Source organism: Staphylococcus sp. TCBT05 (genome assembly GCF_055179755.1).
Window position 1 is genome coordinate 582,466 of the sequence record NZ_JBUQDQ010000005.1, and the last position, 20,079, is coordinate 602,544.

At 33.5% G+C, this 20,079-nt stretch carries 13 protein-coding genes and 2 pseudogenes; 13 read left to right on the forward strand and 2 right to left on the reverse strand.

Annotated features, from left to right (window positions below):
- Positions 1 to 34: 34 nt before the first annotated feature.
- The 4 genes from ACY191_RS02685 to ggt all read left to right on the forward strand — a co-directional run bounded on the left by ACY191_RS02685 (position 35) and on the right by ggt (position 6,453).
- On the forward strand, positions 35 to 1,336 hold the full coding sequence (locus ACY191_RS02685) for an ABC transporter permease (protein ID WP_107511948.1): 1,302 nt from the start codon (positions 35 to 37) through the stop codon (positions 1,334 to 1,336).
- A gap of 4 nt (positions 1,337 to 1,340) precedes the next feature.
- The gene (locus ACY191_RS02690; RefSeq protein WP_042739603.1) at positions 1,341 to 2,504 is read left to right on the forward strand and encodes an ABC transporter permease; all 1,164 of its coding nucleotides are present in this window, start codon (positions 1,341 to 1,343) and stop codon (positions 2,502 to 2,504) included.
- A gap of 16 nt (positions 2,505 to 2,520) precedes the next feature.
- Entirely contained in the window at positions 2,521 to 4,302 is a 1,782-nt protein-coding gene (locus ACY191_RS02695; protein WP_229366645.1) for an ABC transporter substrate-binding protein, read from the forward strand.
- A 147-nt stretch (positions 4,303 to 4,449) separates the two neighbouring features.
- Positions 4,450 to 6,453 (forward strand): gamma-glutamyltransferase, encoded by a 2,004-nt coding sequence (ggt, locus tag ACY191_RS02700; RefSeq protein WP_042739605.1) that lies wholly within the window; start codon positions 4,450 to 4,452, stop codon positions 6,451 to 6,453.
- 415 nt (positions 6,454 to 6,868) lie between these two features.
- On the opposite strand, the gene ACY191_RS02705 is transcribed toward ggt, so the two are convergent.
- Entirely contained in the window at positions 6,869 to 7,750 is an 882-nt protein-coding gene (locus tag ACY191_RS02705; protein ID WP_229366644.1) for a LysR family transcriptional regulator, read from the reverse strand.
- 93 nt (positions 7,751 to 7,843) lie between these two features.
- Between ACY191_RS02705 and ACY191_RS02710 the strand changes: the two genes are divergently transcribed.
- The 8 genes and pseudogenes from ACY191_RS02710 to ACY191_RS02745 all read left to right on the forward strand — a co-directional run.
- A complete protein-coding gene (locus tag ACY191_RS02710; protein ID WP_107512383.1) occupies positions 7,844 to 8,413 on the forward strand; it encodes a LysE family translocator in 570 nt (189 codons plus the stop codon).
- A 242-nt stretch (positions 8,414 to 8,655) separates the two neighbouring features.
- A complete protein-coding gene (locus ACY191_RS02715; protein ID WP_042739608.1) occupies positions 8,656 to 9,957 on the forward strand; it encodes an LLM class flavin-dependent oxidoreductase in 1,302 nt (433 codons plus the stop codon).
- A gap of 14 nt (positions 9,958 to 9,971) precedes the next feature.
- Positions 9,972 to 10,538, forward strand: coding sequence for a GNAT family N-acetyltransferase (locus ACY191_RS02720; protein WP_229366643.1), 567 nt, complete (start codon positions 9,972 to 9,974; stop codon positions 10,536 to 10,538).
- Positions 10,519 to 11,199, forward strand: a complete 681-nt coding sequence (locus tag ACY191_RS02725) for an amino acid ABC transporter permease (RefSeq protein ID WP_042739610.1) — start codon at positions 10,519 to 10,521, stop codon at positions 11,197 to 11,199. The genes ACY191_RS02720 and ACY191_RS02725 overlap by 20 nt, the downstream gene beginning before the upstream one ends.
- Before the next feature lie 10 nt (positions 11,200 to 11,209).
- Positions 11,210 to 11,950 (forward strand): amino acid ABC transporter ATP-binding protein, encoded by a 741-nt coding sequence (locus tag ACY191_RS02730; RefSeq protein WP_042739611.1) that lies wholly within the window; start codon positions 11,210 to 11,212, stop codon positions 11,948 to 11,950.
- Positions 11,951 to 12,021: 71 nt separating this feature from the next.
- Positions 12,022 to 13,308: an MmgE/PrpD family protein gene (locus ACY191_RS02735; protein ID WP_267868283.1), complete on the forward strand. Its 1,287-nt coding sequence runs from the start codon at positions 12,022 to 12,024 to the stop codon at positions 13,306 to 13,308.
- A 1-nt stretch (position 13,309) separates the two neighbouring features.
- Positions 13,310 to 14,071, forward strand: coding sequence for a transporter substrate-binding domain-containing protein (locus ACY191_RS02740; protein WP_229366641.1), 762 nt, complete (start codon positions 13,310 to 13,312; stop codon positions 14,069 to 14,071).
- 283 nt (positions 14,072 to 14,354) lie between these two features.
- Positions 14,355 to 14,471: pseudogene (locus ACY191_RS02745) on the forward strand (KxYKxGKxW signal peptide domain-containing protein); the annotation flags it as partial.
- Positions 14,472 to 14,689: 218 nt separating this feature from the next.
- Here the strand turns inward: ACY191_RS02745 and ACY191_RS02750 are convergent.
- The gene (locus ACY191_RS02750; protein WP_229366640.1) at positions 14,690 to 15,364 is read right to left on the reverse strand and encodes a hypothetical protein; all 675 of its coding nucleotides are present in this window, start codon (positions 15,362 to 15,364) and stop codon (positions 14,690 to 14,692) included.
- A 748-nt stretch (positions 15,365 to 16,112) separates the two neighbouring features.
- Between ACY191_RS02750 and ACY191_RS02755 the strand changes: the two are divergent.
- A pseudogene (locus ACY191_RS02755) lies at positions 16,113 to 20,027 on the forward strand (LPXTG cell wall anchor domain-containing protein); the annotation flags it as partial.
- Positions 20,028 to 20,079 lie beyond the last annotated feature (52 nt).

Sequence of the window (20,079 nt, forward strand, 5' to 3'; positions counted from 1 at the left end):
ATTTATCTATCGATATAGTCAGGCATTCAACTCGTTGTATAATCAACTGTTTTATCGTATTTTATTTTCAATATTGAGCTTACCCATTTTTATATATGCTATTATAAAATATTTGATTTCTGGTAATAACAGTGAAGACTTACAACAGAATTTGGCGGTTGAAAAAATTGCCCACGCATTGCAACAAAAGTATTTATATCTAAAAGAACACAAGACAAAGCAACAACTATTTAAAGAAGCTCAGCATATTTATAATAGAAGGAATCGTTACGATGATGAACAGGTAACGAATGACTTTACTTCATTTTATAAACAACTACTGTTTAATAATCATCTCATATTTAAAGTTATTTTAGCATTCCCACTTTTTATTGTTCTCAGCTTTTATTTGAATCCTATGGTTAGATATATATTTGAGAGAATAATTATGGCAATTGTGGTTATCATAGGAGTCATAACGGTCGTATTTACAATTTTGTATTTATCACCTATGGACGCTGCATATAGCATATTAGGACCGGATGCGACTAAAGATCAAATTAAACAATTTAACGAGGCACATAATTTAAATAGTCCATATTTACTTCAATTATGGGATGCGATTAAAGGTGTGTTTACTTTTGACCTAGGAACTACTTATAAAGGTAATGAAGTAGTTACGCATGCAGTAGCACAAAGAATTCCAATTACATTATTGTTAACATTAATTGCCTTACTAATTGCAATAATAATTGCTATTCCAATAGGTGTGGTGAGCGCACTAAAACGTAATAGCTGGATTGATGTTATCTTAATGACAATTGCATTAATTGGTTTATCTATTCCGAATTTTTGGCAGGGTTTATTATTTATATTAGCTTTCTCGTTAAAACTTAATATATTACCACCATCGTATATGCCAGATAACCCTTTTTCATTAATCTTACCAACACTAGTTATTGGTACGGCGATAGCTGCTTCCATTACCAGAATGACGCGTTCCTCTGTGTTAGAAGTTATGAGAAACGATTATGTTATGACAGCCTATGCCAAAGGTTTATCGACAAACCAAGTCGTAGTCAGACATATTTTGAAAAATGCACTTATACCCATTATTACATTGATCGGTTTGCTTGTTGCTGAATTACTTGGTGGATCAGCTGTTACTGAACAGGTTTTTAATATTAATGGTATAGGTAGATATATCGTTCAAAAACAACTGGTACCAGATATTCCTGCTGTTATGGGTGGCGTGGTTTATATTTCAATAGTTATCTCACTAGTAAACCTTATTATTGATATTTTCTATGCTGTGATTGACCCAAAATTACGTAGTGAAATTAAAGAAAAGGAGTAACTGTATGACTCAACAGAGATATATGATCCCATCATTATTGATTTTTTCAGTATGTGCTATATTGACATACATTTTGGTGATATTTACTGCATGTATCAATTTGTTTAAAGGTTATGTAGTAGATTCATTTTATATAACTCAGTTTATATTAATTTTATTAACGATAGTGGTTGCGTTTTTAGGTTTTGGAGTAGATTTGTGGTATAAACAAAAGGCATTAAGATACATAGGATATAGCATTTTAATTATCTTAACTGCTACTGGTAATTTATTTACTTTGTTAATGTTTATTAGTATTTTACGTTATAAAAAAACTTCGGAATTAGGCATTTATAATGGTTGGGAATCTTTCATAATTAAAATAAAATCAAATAAAATTGCTAGCATAAGTGTAGTAATATTAGTGTTTTTACTTACTATTTCAGTGATGTCGAAATACTTATTTGATACTACTTTGGCGACACAAAATCAATTTGATGACTTATTAAAAAATCCTAGTCTTGTGCATCCATTTGGGACTGATGATTTTGGTAGAGATTTATTTACAAGAATAGTTGTAGGCACAAAATTAACTTTCTTCATTTCTATTATTTCAGTTGTAATTTCAGTCATACTCGGCATGATTTTAGGAATGCTAGCGGGATACTTTGTGAAAATAGACAATCTTGTCATGAGAATATTAGATGTAGTGTTTGCGATTCCATCTTTACTTTTAGCAGTGGCTATTATCGCTTCATTTGGTGCAAGTACAACCAATTTAATCATTGCACTTAGTATAGGTAATATTCCTTCCTTTGCTAGAACAATGAGGGCAAATGTATTAGAAGTGAAACGAATGGAATATGTTGATGCTGCTAGGATTACAGGTGAAACTACACCGCGTATATTATGGAGTTATATATTACCGAATTCATTATCACCAATGATTGTTAGGTTTTCATTGAATATAGGTGTAGTTGTTTTGACGACAAGTAGTTTAAGTTTCTTAGGTCTAGGTGTTTCGCCAGAAGTACCAGAGTGGGGAAATATCTTAAGGACCGGAAGTAACTATCTTGAAACACATAGTAACTTAGCAATATTTCCTGGGTTATGTATTATGTTGCTTGTGCTTGCCTTTAACTTTATTGGCGACGCGGTACGCGATGCACTTGATCCAAAAATTCAATAGAATAGGAGGGCTGAATGTGAAAAAAATCATTGGTATTTCCATGGTTGCTTTAATGATGATATTAAGTGGTTGTAGTATACCTACTAAATCAGAATTAAAGGATTCTAAACAACATGTAAATGTTAAGGGAGAAAAACCTACTATAAAATTTTTAGGTCAGGCTAGTTATGAAAATGATATGAATATAGTTAAAGATCAACTTGAAACAGCTGGATTTAACGTAAAGATGAATATTCAACCTGATTATGGTAGTTATAGAACGCAACGTGAAGCGGGAAACTATGATATTGAAATTGATGATTGGACTACAGTATTTGGTGATCCAAATTACTCAATGAGTTCGTTATTTAGTTCAGAAGGATCAAATAGTTTAATTAAAGATGCTAATGTAGATAAAATGATAAATGATGCTAGCAAAGAGGATAAAAATAAAGCAAAAGAGACATATAAAAAACTAGAGAATGAAGTCATTTTTAAACAAGGATATATGGCACCTTTATATGGTGCTAAGAAAAATCTAGTTTACGATAATAAAGTATTATCTCCAAAAAGCGTAGGTTTACCAAACTCTCGTGCATTAATTTGGCAACAATTTGATTATAATAACAAAAATAATAGAGATACACGACCTCTTGTAATGACACAAGAAGATGGTGAGCTTCAGTCCTTAGACCCAATACGGTCAATTGCACCTTCTGTCTATGGTATAGATATGAATATGTATACTCGACTGCTAACATTAAATGACAATGATCAAATTACAACGGATGGTTCCTTAAGTAAAGATTATGCAGTTGCTAAATCCAATGATGAATTTTATTTCTTGTTAAGAGATGATGATTATTTTGCAAAGGTTGAAAAAGGTATAGCGAAGAAAACAACTGAAAGAGTTACTGCAGACGATGTGAAATTTTCTTTAGATAGGGCAAGAGACAAGCATTCAGTACCAGATAATAACACTTATAATATGCATCAACATATTAAAAATGTTGAAAAATTATCAACTGCAGATATGAATCAATTGAAAAATGTTAATAGTAAAGATGGTAAGTCAATCTATGATAAATTGATTAAAAAACATGGAGTTAAATCGTTGGTTACAAATGGTAATAAAGTAAATAACAAAAAAGGTGACTATCAGATTGTTAAGATATCTACAGATCAACCTATGCCTAAAGAAGTGAACTATCTAACACATTCTTCAGCAGGTATTTTGTCTAAAAAATATGTTACCCAAATAAATAATGATAAAAATTCACCTGATTATGGTGACGCAAGTGCGATTCCATCAAAAGATCATTTGGATAATCAGTTATATGCTAGTGGACCCTATATCATGACTAAGAAGAACAGCTATCAAGCTTCATTAATGCGTAATCCAGGGTTTAATGAAACTGAAAAAAGTGAATACGGACCTGCAAAAATTAAGCATATTACGATGAAGTTTAATGATGACCCTGATAACACGGTATCAGAAGTTAGAAATCACTCTATAGATATGGTTACTGATGTAGATCAAAAAAACTTTGATTTAATTAAATCTGATAAAGATTTAAGTATCGTTAGAAAAAATGGTCGTAAATCAGTATTTTTAATGATAAATAGTAAGAATGGCATATTTAAAGATAATGCCTCATTAAGACGAGCGGTAGTCTATGCGATTAATCAAAATCAATTTATTAAGTTTTATAGAGGGGATAAATTTAGAATTGCTTCACCAGTAACCCCATTACTAGATACAGGGAATAAGCAACATCAAGATTTAAACATAGTAGAGCAAGAAATGAATAAAAAATAGCATTAAGTATGTTATAGGTCGAACTTATAAGCATATTAACATTAGGAGATAATATGGAATAATAATTTTATTTCATTTGATAATTTGAAAATATCTCATGTTAGCTTTGGAGTTCGACCTTTTCTGCTAATATAGGAGGAACTTTAATTGAATGTAAATAATAAAGTGATAGATGAAGGTGTAACAAGTGATGAAGGTTTGATATCAATTTCTCACCCATTAGCTGCAGATGTAGGAAGACAAATTCTGGATAAAGGTGGCAATGCAATAGATGCTGTTATTGCAATGCAACTCTCATTAAATGTCGTAGAACCATTTACTTCTGGAATTGGTGGAGGCGGTTATTTACTTTATTTTGATAATAAAACTAAAAAAGTAAAAGCGTTTGATGCTAGAGAAACTGCACCTCAAAATATTGATCGACATTTCTATTTAGATGACAAGGGTAACCATAAAAGTTTTTTTGATTTAAGTACACATGGAAAAACTGTAGCTATACCAGCAATCCCTAGATTATTTGAACATCTACAGAAAAACTATAGTAATTTAACACTTTCAGAACTAATAAATCCTGCAATAGAACAAGCAGAAAAAGGACATAAGGCGAATTGGGCAACTGAAAAGTATTCCAAACATCAGATTGAGCGTATAAATAAATTCAAGGAAACACATCGTGTTTATACTAATAATGAAGGAGATTATTTTCATAAAGATGATTGGATAACATTTCCTGATATAGCTAAAACATTTCGAATTATTAGAGATCAAGGTTTTGAGGCTTTTTATACCAGTGAAATTGCTGATAAATTAGTAGATATCGTACATGAAAATGGTGGAACGATTACTAAGAAAGATTTATTGGAATATCAAATTCAAATTAAAGAACCAGTCACATCTAACTATCGTGGATATGATATATATGGAATGGGTCCTTCTAGTTCTGGTGGAATTACAGTTATTCAAATATTAAAGTTGTTGGAGCAATTTGATATAAGCGCTATGGGACCACGTTCAACAGATTATTTACATCATTTGATTGAAAGTATGCATATTGCATATAGTGATAGAGCATCATTTTTAGCAGATGAAAGCTTTTACGATATTCCAGTTGAAGCATTAATTGATGAAACATACTTGAAAGAACGCAGTAAACTCATTCACACGAATCATGCTAATTTTGAAATTGGACCGGGTAGTGCAATTCCTTCTGTTGAATCACATACTGATATAGACGAAAAACATACTGAAACTACACATTTTTCAGTTACAGATAAAGATGGAAATATTGCGTCATTTACTACTTCAATAGGAATGATCTATGGTTCAGGTATGACGATACCTGGATACGGTATTCTATTAAACACAACAATAGATGGCTTTGATGTAGTTGAAGGTGGAATTAATGAAATTGAAGCAAATAAACGTTCTTTAAGTAATATGTCTCCTACAATTGTTACTAAAGATGGGCACCCGGTATTAGAAGTCGGTGCACCAGGTGCAATCAGTATAATTGCTAGTGTTGTCCAAACATTAGTTAATGTGATTGACTTTGATATGACAATCCAACAAGCAATTGAAGAGCCGCGTATCTATACAAGTAACCCATCCAGAATAGAATGGGAACGCCAGTTTAAACAAAGTACAATACTTAAATTAATTGCCAAAGGTCATGCTTTTGAATTAACACCTGAAGATTATATTGGTGATGTACATGGGTTGCAATTTGATCTTGAAAAAGGATTAGTTAGAGGTGGAACCGATGATACGCGAGAAGGTGTAGTGATTGGGAAAAATGATAAATACGTTAGTTCACAAGAAACTCCAATAGAGCGATTAGAAGTCTCACCGTTTCAAGTATATTTAAATAAAGTCGAACTACCTTTATTTAAATCCCAGACTAAGATTATTGATAATGAATTTTTCCTTTTAACTGAAATTACTCAATATATATTTAATATTGAAGTAAACAATAAATACTCAAGAATAATAGAAGGACAAGAATTTGTAAATATCGCAGCATTTGCTAAAAGTTTGGAGTATAAAGTTATAAAAAATGAAAAAAATATTTTCTTATATAAGGATTTTGAGCAAAGAATTGATGAAAATGAAGCAGAATATTATCGATATGATAAAGAGAGTATTACACGATAATATTCTAATGGAATGCCGTTAAATCAACGATTAAATGTGTAATTATAATAAAAATATTAATTAATTGTAAGGTTATATTACTCAGTATGTAATAACTATTTACACAAATTTTTAATTTTCTGAAAACTATAATAGAATTACATTATGCTTCAAACAAGAGGAGTGATTATATGTTATCTGGATTATTAAAACCAATCGTTGATTTAGTAGCTGCATTAGGTCTGTAAGGTGTAACAGGTGTGTAAGATAGCTTTCAATAAAACAACGCCAAGTTTTATTGATCATATTGTAATCCCAAAAAATGTCTAGTTTGAACGTTGTCGGTATACAATCTTCAGTAAATTTATGTACTGGTAATACTTCCTACATAAAGCCCATTCTATTTTAATGATAGAGTGGGCTTTTGTATTGCTAGTTAGTTTTTTGTAAATAAGTTCATTTCTTGTAGAAACAATTTGATTAGCGGCTTATCCCATCCCATTTTCTTAGTTAATGCAAAGGTGTAAAAACTTGGTAATTCGCTATAAACTGGGGAGATTATTTTAAGTTGCTGATTTTGTAATTCTGTGGCAACTGTTCTGTAGGGTAATACACTAAAGCCAATGTTATCTAATAGGAATGTTTTAATTGTATGAATACTCCACAACTCAGTTGTCTTCTTTATTTCAATATTATGTGAATCAATAAATGACTCAAACGCTACTCGATAGGTGCTATCCCTTTCATTTATTACAAAATGATTGTATATAGTATGATGCAATAATTCTGGTAAAGTGTCAGGTGCTTCAGGATGCGCAACGAGAACCAACTGCTCAGTAGATAATTTGCGTGTATGAATATATTTATTACTAATTTTTTCATTTACTACAAACGCAATATCCACTTCACTATTCATTAATAAATTTTGATTATGGCTACAAGAGTTATTAAATATGTCGAGTTCTATTTCTGGATATTTTGCAATGAATGATTTAATCACATCGCTCAGTCCAGTTGTCATAATAGATTCAGGAGCAGCAATTTTTAAAGTTCCTTTATTAACATTTTGATTAGAGATATTTAATATTTCCTCATGTGTTGCTATATAATTATTGATTAAAGGTAATAATTGTATTAAAAAATCAGTAGGGACAAGCTGTTTGTTTTTATGCGTAAATAAATTATTTTGTAATTCTGTTTCTAGCTGTTGGATTTGCTGAGAAATGTTAGACTGCGTGTAATTTAGAGTACGAGCAGTATCGGTGTAACTTCGAGTGGCTAATAAAGTTTTTAAAATCGTTAGTTGTTTAATGTTCATTATTTCACCTATAAATTTTATTTATGACATAATAATAACATTAATTTTACTTATTAATATAGCAGTCATAAAATTTCATTAGAGGTGATGAATATGACTGCATTTTTAATATATGTATTTGTAACATCTATTACACCAGGGCCGAGCAATTTATATATATTAGACTCAGCTAAAGCATATGGTATAAAAGGGGCTAAGCAATTTATTTGGGGAATTTTAACAGGATTTTTATTTTTAGCAGTACTTGCTTTATGCCTATTATTTGTATTTGAAAATATGATAATGAAAATTGAAGTTATCCTACAATATCTAGGATTTATCTATTTAATTTACCTAGCATACAAAACCTATCAATCTAGCAAAGAAAATATGAATAAACATACCTACCAATCATTTAAATCAGGATTCCTTCTACAAGTTTTAAATATGAAGTCGCTATTATTTTTTACTACATTAATAGGAGCATTTATTTTACCGATAGCAAATGATTCCACAATATTATATTTATATATGATCATTACCGTGTTTATAGGCTGGATTTGCTTATTAGCATGGGGCTTTTTAGGAAGCTATTTAAAAAATTATATAGAGCAATTCGACCGTCCCTTTAAAATTGTGATGTCCTTACTACTACTATATTCTGCAATCAGTATTTTTCTATAATAAACATGACTACATCTACTGTACCTTTTATGCAAAGGTGCAGTTTTTTTATGCTTAAAAAATTAACGCTATATAACACCGTTGTAATTAAAAATTATAATAAATTTAGTTGAACAATTTTTAAAATGAATGTAAAAGATATAAATTTATATTGATAAAAATTAAAATTGACAATTAAAATGTGCAGTGATATCTTTAACTCTTAGTAGTCCAATCGGGATTTAATAAAAGTAGGTGTAATAATGGAAAATAGATATATGAAATTGGGATTATTTTTAGCAGGATATGGACATCATGTTGCTAGTTGGAGACATCCACAAGCCTCAGAAACTGGTCCAATGGATTTAGAACATTTAATAAAGGTCGCCAAAACAGCGGAAAAAGGAAAGTTTGACTTACTATTTTTAGCTGATAGTTTATTCGTTTCAGAAACCTCACATCCAAATATTTTGAGTAGATTTGAGCCATTAACTTTATTGAGTGTATTAGCAAGAGAAACGCAACAAATAGGATTAGCTAGCACGGCATCTACTACATATGAAGAGCCATTTCATTTAGCACGTAGCTTCAGCTCTTTAGATCATATTAGTGGTGGTCGAGCAGCATGGAATATTGTGACTTCATCAATTAATAGCACTGCCGAAAATTTTAATGGAACAAAGCATATGGAGCATGAGTTGCGATACGAACGCGCCGAGGAATTTGTTGATGTAACAAATCAGTTATGGCGTTCATGGGAATCAGATACATTTAAACGCAACAAAGAAGATGGTGTATTTATTGATCCTTCCAAGTTACATACCATTAATTATGTCGGAAAGCATTTTAAAGTTAGGGGCCCGCTAAATATTGAACGCTCTCCACAAGTTAGACCACTATTGATTCAGGCAGGTTCTTCAGCAACAGGAACAGAATTAGCAGCCAAAGTTGCTGACGTTGTCTTTACTGCGCAAAGTAATTTAAAAGATTCACAGCAATTTTATGAAAATATTAAAGCCAAAGCGCTTCGTTACGATAAAACAGAAAATCAAATATCAATTATGCCAGGATTGTTTCCAGTAATAGGTGACACAGAATCAGAAGCTCACCAAAATTATCAACAGTTACAGGATCTAATCTTACCAGAAATTGGGTTGAAAATTCTGTCGCCTTATCTAGGTGAAATCGATTTGGCACAATACGATTTATCTACGCCATTTGCTGATATTGACTTTGAAATAGGGAATGGGGTTCAAAGTAGATTCGAAGTAATATTAAAAGAAGCCAAAGCTAATGATTTAACCTTAGAACAAGTGATGAAACAAGTTGCTGGATCAAGAGGACATCACATTGTCATAGGAACAGCAGAGCAAATTGCAGATAAAATGGAAGACTGGTTCGTAAATAAAGCGGCAGATGGGTTTAATATTATGCCACCGTTGTTACCCACACAATTTGAAAAGTTTGTTGAACAAGTTATACCTATTTTACAGGATAGAAATTTAGTTCAAAAAACATATAAAACGGGGACGCTGAGAGAAAAATTTGGACTGAAAAATAATTAAGGAGGCTCAAATTTATGTCGATTATACGTAGAGCAACTACTGAAGATATAAATTCGATTGTTACGTTGATGTATGCTGCGTATAAGCCTATCAGAGATTTAGGTATTCATTTTGAATCAGCACATCCAACGATTGAAAAAGTTAGCAATAATGTTAAACAAAATATTTGTTATGTATATGAAGTTGATAACAAATTAATAGGAACAATATCTTTAAGAATGCCCTGGAGTCATAATCCAGGTCCATATAACTTTCCTCATATTTGGTGGCTTGCTACAAGTCCAGATTATAAAGGTCAAGGAATCAGTAAAACTTTGCTCGAATATATAGAAAAACAAGTCATCAAACAAAATTTTCATTCTTCCGCTGTCACTTTAGGAACGGCAAGCAATCATCCATGGCTTGTTGAAATGTATGAACGAAGAGGTTATCAAAAATTTGGTAGCACAAATCTAGGTAAAGGTCACATTACCCAATACTTAATCAAAGTATTAGACGAATCGTTATTTGTAGGTGAAGCAATTTTAAAACAGCAATTTACTGAAATTACATATAAGGAGGATGAATCAATTGGATTTTGATCCGATATATTTTTTAGAAAGCTTTCCTAAAATACTTCCATTTTTACCAATCACATTATATTTAGCATTAATATCATTAGTCATATCAATTGTTGGAGGACTAGTATTAGCACTGATTCTAAAAGCCAATATTCCAGTTATAAAGCAATTGGCTTTATTATATATATCATTCTTCCGGTCGATTCCAAGTTTGGTACAACTCTTTCTAATCTATTATGGCTTGCCACAATTGATACCAGATATGAAAGTTATTGATGCACTAACTGCTGCCATTATAGGCTTAAGCGTTAAAAATTCAGCCTACTTAGCTGAAATATTTAGAGCGGCAATATCCTCTGTAGATAAAGGACAATTTGAGGCAGCACATTCAATAGGCATGAGTAAAGCACGCACATATTTCTCGATTGTTTTACCTCAAGCTACAAAAAATGCGATACCTGCCACAGGAAATATTTTTGTCGGTTTAATTAAAGAAACCTCATTAGTATTCACATTAGGTGTTACAGAAATATTTGCCAAAAGTAAACTCTTAGCTTCAGCTTCATATAAATTCTTAGAAACCTTTTTAGCAGTAGCCATTGTTTACTGGTTAATAACAATAATATTTAGTTATCTGCAAAATCTATTAGAAAAACGTGTGAATAAACCATATGAAAAGTGAGGTGTCACAAATGATTAAAGTAGATCATTTGAGGAAGTCTTTTGGACAAACTGATGTATTGAAAGATATTAATTTTGAATTGAATCAAGGTGAAGTATTAACAATTATTGGCCCTTCTGGTTCTGGTAAATCTACATTATTAAGATGTTTGAATTGGTTAGAACAACCAGATGGCGGCTCAATTTCTATTAATCATATTGATGTACAAGTAGAGCAAGTAAAAAACAAACAAAAACAACAACTCATTAAACAATCAGCAATGGTTTTTCAACATTATAATTTATTTAAAAATAAAACTGTACTTCAAAATGTCACGATTGGTTTAAAGACAAATAAGCATTTAGATAACAACTCAATTCAACAGCGTGCGAATGATTATCTAGAACAAGTAGGATTATCGGAATTTAAACATAAGTATCCAGCAACATTATCAGGAGGACAGCAACAACGTGTTGGAATTGCTAGAGCATTAGCCCTTGATACACCACTGTTATTATTTGATGAACCCACATCAGCACTCGATCCTGAATTAGTAACAGGCGTATTAAACGTCATCAAATCTGTAGCTAAATTAAATAAAACATTAATTATAGTTACACATGAAATGTCCTTTGCAGAGGATATCGCAGACAAAGTTATATTTATGGAAGACGGATTTATTGTAGAAAGTGGTAGCCCTGAACAAATTTTTAATAATCCAAGACAGGAGAGAACTGCCGAATTTATTAATAAAGAATATACCGTTAAATAGAATTGAGGTGAGAGTATATCGTAAATGATACGTATCGTTTTATCCAGAGTATCATTGGGTCTGTAGATAAAATAGGTGAAACAGAATATTATGCCGCCCAAAAAGGATTGATAGACTGTATTGCTACAGCATATGCCACGAAAAATAATGAGGCAATTAATCAGTTAATACAATTGCTAAGCAAAGAACAAGGCGATGGACAAAGTCCTATCATGGCCTATGAGCAAATGTTAAAACCAAGAGACGCTGCCTTAGTCAATGGCTATTTATTACATTATTTAGATTACGACGATGTACATTCTGATGTTAGAGGACATGCAACATCAGTTATTATTCCGACACTTATAGCAGTTTCAAATCAAAATAATCAGAGTTATAGACACTTTCTTGACAGTTATATTATAGGTGTTGAAGTGACTGCACGTATTGGGCGCACGATTGGAAAGAACCATTATGAAAGTGGTTGGCATAGTTCATCGACAATTGGGATAATCGGTGCAACCGTTGCAAGTGCTCATTATCTGAATTTAGATATTGAAACGATTGCTAATGCAATTGGTATTGCTATCTCAGAAATGAGTGGGCTACGTGCTCAATTTGGCACTGATGTTAAACCTTTACATATTGGGTTGGCAGCACAAAAAGCATATATGGCAGTGAAATATAGTGAATCAAAAATAATAACTGGTCACAAAGATATGTTACCGGCTTTGTTCGAAACCTATAGTGAATTATTTTATATGCCTGACAATATAATGAGAACTGATACAGAACCTTGGGCAATTGTTAATCCAGGATTATGGTTTAAAAAATACCCATGTTGTTCAGCCAATTATCATGCTATTGATGCTGTTATGGCACTACAAAGTAAATTCAATATTGAAATAGATAATATAGAACAAATTAACGTTACATTTCCTAGTCAAGGTGATGCAGCATTGAAATACACCAGACCGATTAACGGACTAGAAGGCCGATTTAGCGTCGAATATGTTATTGCTACATTGCTTATTAATAATCGACTTACAATGGAAGATTTTTTTGAAAATAATATAGACTCAAACATTCAAAAACTAATGACTAAAGTACATCGAAATTATAATGATGAAATTATCCCAAAAACAAATGCATTGCCAAAAGGTAGATATACAATTGTAGAAATTAGAACTAAATCAGGTGAGACTTTACGAGAACGCGTGGATGCACCTAAAGGTAGCCCGAATAATCCATTATCAACAGAAGAATTAGTAGGAAAATTATCAACATTTTCGACAAAACATGCACGTAACATACAAAACTTATTCAACGTAACTGATACAGATGAATTAATCACATATATTGTGACAGGAGGATATTAATATGAAAAAACTTATAGTACTCACGTTGGTGGGACTATTTATATTAGCAGGTTGTTCTTCAGATAACAAAAAAGGGACAATCGTAGTTGGAACAACTGGACAAAGTTACCCGAATTCTTATGAAAAAGATGGAAAGCTAGTAGGCTATGATATAGAAGTTTTCGAAAAAGCAGCTAAAAAAGAAGGCTATAAAGTAAAATGGGTGAAAGCAGACTTTTCAGGAATTATGGGGCAGTTAGATTCAGGTCGAGTCGATTCCGTAGCTAACGCAGTTGCTGTAACAGATGAACGAAAAGAAAAATATCAATTTTCTAATCCTTATTCATACATTGGAAGCCAAATTGTCACTTCTCTCAATAATAAAGAAATTAACGATTTTTCAGATTTAAAAGGTAAAAAGGTAGCAGGTGTCATGGGATCTAATCACACAGAAACACTTGAAGCGTTTAATAAGAAAAATAATTACGGAATATCAACAAAAACATACGAAAATCGTGAGAGTGCCATGTTGGATCTAGATAATCAACGTATCGATGGCTACATCAATTCAAGCTCAGTATTATCAGCTGAAAAGAATAAAAAAGATAAAAAAATAAAATTTGTAGGTAAGCCAATTAATGTAGAAGCAACAAGTTTCCCATTTAAAAAAGATAATAAGGACAAAAAGAAAGATATAGATAAAGGAATTAAAGCATTAAAAGATAATGGAGAATTAAAAAAACTGTCTAACAAATATTTCGGGGAAGACACAACAAAAAAATAATATACATTGAGACACACTTTTTATTAATAAGTGTGTCTTTTTTTGAGTTTAAAATTACAATATTGTGTCATATATTTCACTAGTGTATGTTTTTTATAACATTAACCTAAATAAATATAAATTTATACAATCTTAATTTATTTCATAGTTGAAAAAATAATTCAATAGTGCATAATCTTTTTATAGTTAATACATCTTGAGTACTATCATAGAGCTTTTTTAAACAGTTAGAGAAATTTAAAAAGTTAGAGTTTTTGGGAGAAAAAATGAAAAGAGGAAGATCATGTCAAAGAGAGAAAGAGAGTTTAAGCGGAGTTTTAATGAAGAAAAAGCGCGTGTAAAACTTTACAAATCAGGTAAAAATTGGGTTAAAGCCGGCATAAAAGAGATTAAACTACTAGGGATACTTGGATTACCAATTTTTAGCAAGAGCACTGAAAAAGCGCAAGAAGAAACAAAACGCACATTTGGGGACTCAGTAAAAAGAAATACATTAAAAACCACAGGCATATTAGGTGGAGCATTTGCAGCTAACATGTTACATAATCAACAAGCATTAGCTGCTTCAGAATTACCAGTCACTTCAGAACTATCATCACAAAGTGAAACAGTAGGTAATCAAACATCAACAGCAATTAGCAAATCAGAAACAAGTGAAAGCGAAGCATCAACGTCAGAAACATCTGAAAGCGAAGCATCTACATCAGAAAAAGTAGATAGCGAAAGTGAAACTTCAACATCAGAAGAATCAGATAGCGAAAGCGAAACATCAACATCAGAAGAATCAGATAGTAAGAGCGAGACATCAACATCAGACAAATCAGATAGTGATAGTGAGACATCAACATCAGAAAAGTCAGATAGTAAGAGCGAGACATCAACATCAGACAAATCAGAGAGTGAAAACGACGCATCAACATCAGAAAAGTCAGATAGTAAAAGTGAAACATCAACATCAGACAAATCAGATAGTGATAACGAAACATCAACATCAGAAAAGTCAGATAGTAAGAGTGAGACATCAACATCAGATAAAGATGGAAGTACAAGTTCAGAAAAATCATCAACAAACGATGACAGTAAGACAAGCAATCTAAGTACATCAGAAGATTTAGGATCAAATGCGATCACTTTATCAACATCAACATCAGAATCGACAAGCACAGCACCAACACAACTAAGAACATTAAGTAGATTAGCTACAACAAGCGCATCTACATTTGCTGCGGCTGCTGCAACAACATCACAAACACAAACGTATACAGGTGCGGGGACAGATACAAGATATAACATACCTATTTATTACAAATTGGTTGTAACAAGTGATGGTCAAAATATGACTTTCACATATACAGTGACGTATGATAATCCGAATACAACAACTGTTGAAACACCGCCTACTTCTATGAGTAATAGTTATTCAATAAAAAATACTACTACAAGTAATTCACCAATGTTCACATTAGGTAATGGTTACGGTACGCCGACAACTTCTTACAACTATGTTGCAGATAAAACTGGTAAGACTGTATCAGCAGTGCCAAATGGAAATTTACCAATAACAGCAACTGGTAGTGGATATTCATGGTCAAATGACTATGCGATGAATGGTTATTATGCAAAACAAGGAGCAGGATTAGTTACAACATGGACAGTACCTATAACCGGGTCTGGAAGTAACTATACTTGGACATTTACACCATTCGCATCATCAACAACAACAGATAACAACTATTTCACTGGCACAATAACAGGTACAGATCCAGTGTCATCAGCAAGTGCGAGTACAAGTACATCAACATCAACAAGTACATCATTGAGTGCTTCGACGTCTAAAAGTACATCAACAAGCACATCAACAAGTACATCATTGAGTACATCAACATCAAGAAGTACTTCGTTAAGTACATCAACAAGTAACTCATTAAGTGCATCAACAAGTACATCGACAAGTAATTCATTGAGTGCATCAACAAGTACATCGACAAGTAATTCATTGAGTGCATCAACAAGTACATCGACAAGTAACTCATTGAGTGCATCAACAAGCACATCGACAAGTAACTCATTAAGTGCATCAACAAGCACATCGACAAGTAATTCATTAAGTGCATCAACAAGCACATCGACAAGTAATTCATTAAGTGCATCAACAAGCACGTCAACTAGTAACTCATTAAGTACATCAACATCAGTAAGTGATTCATTAAGTGAATCAGCAAGTACATCAACATCAGTAAGTGATTCAGAATCAGCAAGTACATCAACATCAACAAGTGATTCGTTAAGTGAGTCAGAAAGTACATCGACATCAATAAGCGATTCGTTAAGTGAATCAGCATCTGAATCGGCAAGTGCAAGCACATCATTAAGTACTTCAGTAAGTGATTCAGAAAGTGCGTCAACATCATTAAGCACATCAGTAAGTGATTCAGAAAGTGCAAGTACGTCACTAAGTACGTCAGTATCAGATTCAGAAAGTGCAAGTACATCACTAAGTACTTCAGTGTCTGACTCAGAAAGCGCAAGTACATCTTTGAGTACATCAGTGTCTGACTCAGAAAGTGCATCAACATCATTGAGCATATCAGTGAGTGACTCAGAAAGCGCAAGTACGTCATTAAGTACTTCGATAAGTGATTCAGAATCAGCAAGTACGTCATTAAGTACTTCAGTGAGCGATTCAGAATCAGCAAGTACATCACTAAGTACTTCAGTAAGTGATTCAGAAAGCGCGTCAACATCATTGAGTACATCAGTGTCTGATTCAGAAAGTGCATCAACGTCGTTGAGCACATCAGTAAGTGACTCAGAAAGTGCAAGCACATCATTGAGTACATCAGTGTCTGACTCAGAAAATGCGTCAACATCATTGAGCACTTCAGTAAGTGATTCAGAATCAGCAAGCACATCATTAAGTACTTCAGTATCAGATTCAGAAAGCGCGTCAACATCACTAAGCACGTCAGTATCTGATTCAGAAAGTGCATCAACATCATTGAGCACATCAGTGAGTGATTCAGAATCAGCAAGTACGTCACTAAGTACTTCAGTATCTGATTCAGAAAGTGCATCAACATCATTGAGCACATCAGTGAGTGATTCAGAAAGTGCATCAACGTCGTTGAGCACATCAGTAAGTGATTCAGCAAGTGCATCAACATCATTGAGTACATCAGTGTCTGACTCAGAAAGCGCGTCAACATCATTGAGTACATCAGTGTCTGACTCAGAAAGTGCGTCAACATCATTGAGTACATCAGTGTCTGATTCAGAAAGTGCATCAACGTCGTTGAGCACATCAGTATCAGGATCAGAAAGTGCATCAACGTCGTTGAGCACATCAGTGTCTGACTCAGAAAGTGCAAGTACATCACTAAGTACATCAGTGTCTGATTCAGAATCAGCAAGTACGTCATTAAGTACATCAGTATCTGATTCAGAAAGTGCATCAACGTCGTTGAGCACATCAGTGAGCGATTCAGAATCAGCAAGTACGTCACTAAGTACTTCAGTAAGTGATTCAGAAAGTGCAAGTACATCACTAAGTACTTCAGTATCTGACTCAGAGTCAGCAAGCACGTCATTGAGTACTTCAGTAAGTGATTCAGAAAGTGCATCAACATCATTGAGCACATCAGTGAGTGATTCAGAATCAGCAAGTACATCATTAAGTACATCAGTGTCTGACTCAGAAAGTGCAAGCACATCATTGAGTACATCAGTGTCTGACTCAGAAAGTGCGTCAACATCATTGAGCACGTCAGTAAGTGATTCAGAAAGTGCGTCAACATCATTGAGCACATCAGTGAGTGATTCAGAAAGTGCAAGTACATCATTAAGTACTTCAGTATCAGATTCAGAAAGTGCATCAACATCATTGAGCACATCAGTGAGCGATTCAGAATCAGCAAGCACATCACTAAGTACTTCAGTATCAGATTCAGAGTCAGCAAGCACATCATTAAGCACATCACTAAGTACTTCAGTATCAGATTCAGAGTCAGCAAGCACATCATTAAGCACATCACTAAGTACTTCAGTATCTGACTCAGAAAGTACGTCAACATCATTAAGTACATCAGTATCTGACTCAGAAAGCGCGTCAACATCATTGAGTACTTCAGTAAGTGATTCAGAAAGTGCAAGTACGTCATTAAGCACATCAGTAAGTGATTCAGAATCAGCAAGTACGTCACTAAGCACGTCAGTATCAGATTCAGAAAGTGCAAGTACGTCATTAAGTACTTCAGTATCAGATTCAGAAAGTGCATCAACATCATTGAGCACATCAGTGAGTGATTCAGAATCAGCAAGTACATCATTGAGTACTTCAGTAAGTGATTCAGAAAGTGCAAGTACGTCATTAAGTACGTCAGTATCTGACTCAGAAAGCGCAAGCACATCATTAAGTACATCAGTGAGTGATTCAGAATCAGCAAGTACGTCACTAAGTACTTCAGTAAGTGATTCAGAAAGTGCAAGTACATCACTAAGTACATCAGTATCTGACTCAGAGTCAGCAAGCACGTCATTGAGTACATCAGTGTCTGACTCAGAAAGTGCATCAACGTCGTTGAGCACATCAGTAAGTGATTCAGAATCAGCAAGTACATCATTAAGTACTTCAGTATCTGACTCAGAAAGTGCATCAACATCATTGAGCACATCAGTAAGTGATTCAGAATCAGCAAGTACATCATTGAGTACATCAGTGTCTGACTCAGAAAGTGCATCAACGTCGTTGAGCACGTCAGTAAGTGATTCAGAGTCAGCAAGTACGTCACTAAGCACGTCAGTATCTGACTCAGAAAGCGCGTCAACATCATTAAGTACTTCAGTAAGTGATTCAGAATCAGCAAGTACGTCATTAAGTACTTCAGTGAGCGATTCAGAAAGTGCAAGTACATCACTAAGTACATCAGTGTCTGACTCAGAAAGCGCGTCAACATCATTGAGTACATCAGTGTCTGACTCAGAAAGTGCGTCAACATCATTAAGCACGTCAGTATCTGACTCAGAAAGCGCGTCAACATCATTGAGTACATCAGTGTCTGACTCAGAAAGTGCAAGCACATCACTAAGCACATCAGTAAGTGATTCAGAGTCAGCAAGCACATCATTGAGCACGTCAGTAAGTGATTCAGAATCAGCAAGCACATCATTAAGTACTTCAGTATCTGATTCAGAAAGCGCGTCAACATCACTAAGCACGTCAGTAAGTGATTCAGAAAGTGCATCAACATCATTGAGCACATCAGTGAGTGATTCAGAATCAGCAAGTACGTCACTAAGTACTTCATTATCAGATTCAGAAAGTGCATCAACATCAATGAGTGGTTCAGGCTCAGATTCAACAAGCACATCAACATCAATGAGTGGTTCAGGCTCAGATTCAACAAGTGCATCAACATCAATGAGCGATTCAGGATCTGACTCAACAAGCGCGTCAACATCATTAAGCACATCAGATACAGACTCAACAAGCGCGTCAACATCATTGAGCACATCAGATACAGATTCAACAAGTGCGTCAACATCACTAAGCACATCAGAATCAGAATCAACAAGCGCATCAACATCATTAAGTGCTTCTGAAAGTGAAATTGTGATTGTACCAAGAAGTGGATCGATGGATGACATCGACTTAGACAGTATGTCAACATCTATGAGTACTTCTGAATTAAATTCAACAAGTGCAAGCACATCATTAAGCACTTCAGTATCAAATTCAGCATCAACAAGTGCATCAACATCAGTGAATACGTCAGAATCAGTAACATCTAATAATGGTTCTGAATCAGCAGTGAATAGTCATAAAGAAAAAGTAGAATTACCTGATACAGGTAAAGATACAGATAATAGAAATGGCTTAGTTGGTGCAACATTAGCTATGCTTGCAGGGCTTGGTTTGATTAGAAAATCAAGAAAGAATAAAAAAGAAAGCAAAAAATAAAGTATAGTTAAAACAAATAAATATTAATATCAAACAAAGAGGCTAAAACATC